Source organism: Streptomyces sp. ISL-87 (genome assembly GCF_018614095.1).
In the GTDB taxonomy this organism is placed as follows: Bacteria; Actinomycetota; Actinomycetes; order Streptomycetales; family Streptomycetaceae; genus Streptomyces.
Map to the genome: position 1 here is coordinate 58678 of NZ_JAGGOY010000110.1, position 3783 is coordinate 62460.

Genomic DNA, 3783 nt, shown 5'->3' on the forward strand with positions numbered 1-3783 from the left:
GGAGCCGGGAGCCGGGAGCCGACGTTCGGTCTGTCGCCGGATTGGCTCTTGGCCGATGGCGAGCCGTTCGTGGACGGTCTCGTACTCTCCCACCCGGAGCAGCTTGAACGGTTGCGCCGCGTGTGCCCCGAAGCCGAGGAAGCGGCCGTACTCGCCGGGGACCCTTGCTTCGACCGTATGCTGGCTGCCCGCCCGTACCGTGAACGGTTCCGTCGTGCCCTGGGCGTACGCCGTGGCCAGCGGCTCGTCGTACTGAACTCCACCTGGAACCCGGAGGGTTTCTTCGGGAACGGAGGCGGTCAAGATGTGCTGCCGAGCCTGCTTCCCCGGCTCGCGGCCGAGTTGCCGGCCGACGACTACCGCCTGGCCGCCATCCTGCACCCGAACGTCTGGTACGGGCACGGGCCGGGCCAGATCCGTGCCTGGCTGGACCAGGCGCGCCGCAGCGGGCTGGCCTTGATCGACCCCATGCACGCCTGGCGGCAGGCCCTCCTGGCAGCGGATGTCGTCCTGGGCGACTTCGGCGCGGTCTCCTACTACGCCGCGGCTCTGGGCCTCCCTGTGATGCTGGCGTCCGCCGCACAGGACAGGCTGGACCCCGAGGCACCGCTCGCGTCATTCGTACGGGACGCGCCTCGGCTCGATTCGCACGGCCGCTTGTGGGAGCAGGTGGAGCGGGTGGTGACGGAGCATCGTCCGCTCGCCGGGCCGGCCGAGTTCACCACCTCGGCTCCCGGCGCCTCGGCACCCCTGCTACGGCAGCACTTCTACACGTTGATGGACCTCCCGGAGCCCGAGGCCCCCGCACTGCTGGAGCCGCTGCCCCTGCCGTCGTACGATCCTCCGCGGCGTACGGCCCCACTGCACGTACGGACGCAAGTCCAGGGGGCAGAGGTTGTGATCGAACGCTCTACGGGGCATCCGTACGGGGCAGGCGGCGTAGCACACCTAGCGGTGCACGAGGACACCCTCGACCCCGGCAGCCTGGAGTCGGCCGACGTGATCACGCGTGAGGGGCAGCCGGACGATCCCCGCCTGGGCGGCCCGCAGGTGTGGACCGCGGAGGTGCTGCGCCGGTATCCGCACTGTGCGGTCGCCGCGTATGTGACCGGGCCGCACACGTGCACCGTCCGGAGCCGGGAGCACGGCGTGTACCGGCTGTCGGCCGGCCCGGGGGCGGACGCCGACCCGGCGGCGTACGCGTCCGCGCTGGCCGCGTGGCTCGCCGTGGGCGGCAGGGTGCCTCCAGGCGGGACCGTGCTGCTGATGCACGCGGCCGGTGGCGTGCATCCGGTGGCGGTGGAACCGGCGCTACCCGGCGACCTCGCAGCGCAGTCGTAGGGCAGCCAAGTACCCCAGGTGCGGGGTCGCGGCCGGGGTGAGCAAGCGTTCGGCCTCCGCGATCTTCGTCAGCGCCTCGGCGTTCTCGCCCGCGTCATGCAGGGTCTCGGCCAGGTCCGTGAGAGCACGGGCCTGGTTGTACGCCTCTCCCTGCTGCCCGAAGAAGTCCACCACGGTCTCCAGCAGGCGGCGTGACTCGTCGAGCCGCCCCATGCCGCGCAGAGCGCGTCCCTGGTGGCGCCGGGACAGAGCGAAGGCGCGCGACAGGTCCTCCACGCCCTCCTGCCCCTGCGCGATCCTGCCGTAGATGGCTTCTGCCTCGACGAACCGCTCGTGCGCCGCCTCGTACAGCCAGCGGTGGAGGTTCAGCAGGCCCTGCAACTCCACGGAGGATGCCTCGCCACGTAGGTGACCGGCCTCGCGCTCGGCCCTGGCGGCAGCTTCCGCCTCCCGGTCCGCCTCTTCCCACCGGCCCAGCTCTCCCAGGCAGTGGGCGAGCTGGAAGTGCAGCGCTCCCGCGATCCGGGACCCCGGCTGGTGCTCTTCGGCGCAGCGGGCCGCGATACGAAGTGCGGGCAGCACTTCGTCCCAGTGGCCCGCCTTGAGCTGAAGGGGCCAGAGGGCACGTCCCAGGCGCAGCGCAGTGGTGGTGTGCTGGTACTCGCGCGCGACGGACACGGCACGGACCAGGTTGCCCGCCTCCGCCGCCAACGCTGCCACGCCCTCCGCTTCATCTCGGTACGCCTCCCCCTGCGCGGGCGCCGGCTCGGTCCGCCAGCTCTGGGGCAGAGCCGCGTGGGCCGCGTGCAGTGCCCGGTTCAGCAGGGCGTCGAGAGTCCGGGCGACAGCCGCGGAGCAGTCGGGGATCCCGTGCTCAGGTCCGGCCGTGTCCGCCAGATGGCGGCGCACCTCAGGCCGGAACCGATAGCGCTCGTCGGGCAGAGGCTCCAGCAGTTGGGCGTCCGCCGCTTCGGCCAGCATGCGGGCCGCCTCCTCCTCGGCGACGCCCGCGGCGGCCGCGGCGAGGTGGGACAGTGATGGCCGGCCAGCCGCCCAGGGCCGTCAACCGGCAGAGCCGAGCCGTCTCCGGCCGGACCCGGCGGCAACCGGTCTGGGCCGCGGCGCGCACCGGCTCGCTCCCGGATGCCCCGGTCGCCGGACCCGGGAGGTCCAGCTCCGCGTCCTCCGTCAGCAGGTGCATCGCCGTCGTCCTCAGGGCGAAGGCGTTTCCCGCGCAGTGGGCCAATACACCCGGCATCTGCGACTTGGCACGCGCGACCTTTTCCCGGCCGGCGACCTTCCTCATCATCTTCAGCGCGTCCCGGTCGCTCAGCCGGGGCACCGGGACGGGCTCCGCTTCCAGAACGAAGGGCGGGCCGGACACGACCACCAGCAGGAAAACCTCAGGTGTGGCCGGGATGAGACGGCGGACCTGTGCGACCGAGGATGCGTGGTCGACCACCACCATCGCCCGGCGGCCGGCGGTGAGCCGCCGATAGAGCTGTTCCCGGCCCGCCTCGGTGGGCGGAATCCGTTCCGGCTCGACGCCCATCTGCCGGAGCAGGCGCAGCAGGACGGCCGCCGGAGCCGGTCCGAGCTCTCCGGAGTAGTCGCGGAGGTCGACGTAGAACTGTCCGTCGGGGAACTGTGCGTGGCAGGCGGCGCCCAGGTGCAGGGCCACTGCGGTGGTGCCGATCCCCGGCGGGCCGTACAGCAGCGCGACGCGTGGACGCCCTGCGGCGGGGCGGGTCGCCTCCCGCCTCAGCCGCTTGACGACATCCTTGCGGTCGGTGAAGTGGCGCGTGGCAGGGGGAAGCCCGCTCCCGGAAGGAAGCTCCGCCGCGTGCTCCGGAAGGCTCCGAAGGAGAAGACACCATTCGCCTGCCTGCCGCCGATCGTCACCCAAGCGGGCGTGTACGTGACCGGCCAGCGACTCCCAGCCCTCTCTGCTGGTGGGCAACGGCGTCTCCCGCCCCGTGGTCCTTCTCGCCAGTGCACCCGTCGACAGCAGCAGCTGCTTACCCATCTCGCCGGCCGCACCATTGCCCACCGCAGTGAGGAATGCGGTCAGCGCACTGAGTGCCACGATCTCCAGCATGTCGGCCCCTCCCCTGGTCCCCGATCCGCCACTGGCCGGACTGTATCCCCGCGACAGCGGCATGAGGAAACACTCTGGTCACGCCAACTCCCGGCTGAGGTTGCGCAGATGTGCCTCGGGTCACGGAAGGCGGCGTTAGAACACAGCGCAACCACCGTCGACATCGGCCTGGCTAGATGATCAATTCCAAGGGGTCAGTGATCGTAGGCGGTGAGGGATCGTAGGACTTGCTGTCCGGTGGCGTCGTTGTGCCAGATCGCGGCGGTCAGCGCGAGTATGCGCTGCATGACGCGGACGACGACGCCGCCAGGCGTGCGGCCTCGGTGCCGTTCGAGGTCGAGCTG

4 protein-coding genes and 1 pseudogene are annotated in these 3783 nt (G+C 71.6%); 1 reads left to right on the forward strand and 4 read right to left on the reverse strand.

Annotated features, from left to right (window positions below; all coding sequences use genetic code 11):
* On the reverse strand, nt 1-303 hold a 303-nt coding region (locus J7I97_RS39225; protein ID WP_251059389.1), incomplete at its 3' end, for a hypothetical protein.
* Between the two features lie 3 nt (nt 304-306).
* Between J7I97_RS39225 and J7I97_RS32785 the strand changes: the two genes are divergently transcribed.
* Nucleotides 307-1341, forward strand: a complete 1035-nt coding sequence (locus tag J7I97_RS32785; protein WP_308378380.1) for a hypothetical protein — start codon at nt 307-309, stop codon at nt 1339-1341.
* Here J7I97_RS32785 and J7I97_RS39230 read toward each other — a convergent pair.
* The 3 genes and pseudogenes from J7I97_RS39230 to J7I97_RS39240 all read right to left on the reverse strand — a co-directional run.
* The gene (locus J7I97_RS39230) at nt 1312-2322 is read right to left on the reverse strand and encodes a hypothetical protein (RefSeq protein WP_251059381.1); all 1011 of its coding nucleotides are present in this window, start codon (nt 2320-2322) and stop codon (nt 1312-1314) included. The genes J7I97_RS32785 and J7I97_RS39230 overlap by 30 nt on opposite strands.
* On the reverse strand, nt 2252-3439 hold the full coding sequence (locus J7I97_RS39235) for an ATP-binding protein (RefSeq protein ID WP_251059382.1): 1188 nt from the start codon (nt 3437-3439) through the stop codon (nt 2252-2254). Before J7I97_RS39235 ends, J7I97_RS39230 begins: the two co-directional genes overlap by 71 nt.
* A gap of 194 nt (nt 3440-3633) precedes the next feature.
* A pseudogene (locus J7I97_RS39240) lies at nt 3634-3783 on the reverse strand (IS982 family transposase); the annotation flags it as partial.

Coding starts and splice junctions, on each gene's coding strand:
- J7I97_RS39235 (WP_251059382.1), bottom strand. CDS start 3,439: ATGCTGGAGATCGTGGCACTCAGTGCGCTGACCGCATTCCTCACTGCG.
- J7I97_RS39230 (WP_251059381.1), bottom strand. CDS start 2,322: ATGCTGGCCGAAGCGGCGGACGCCCAACTGCTGGAGCCTCTGCCCGAC.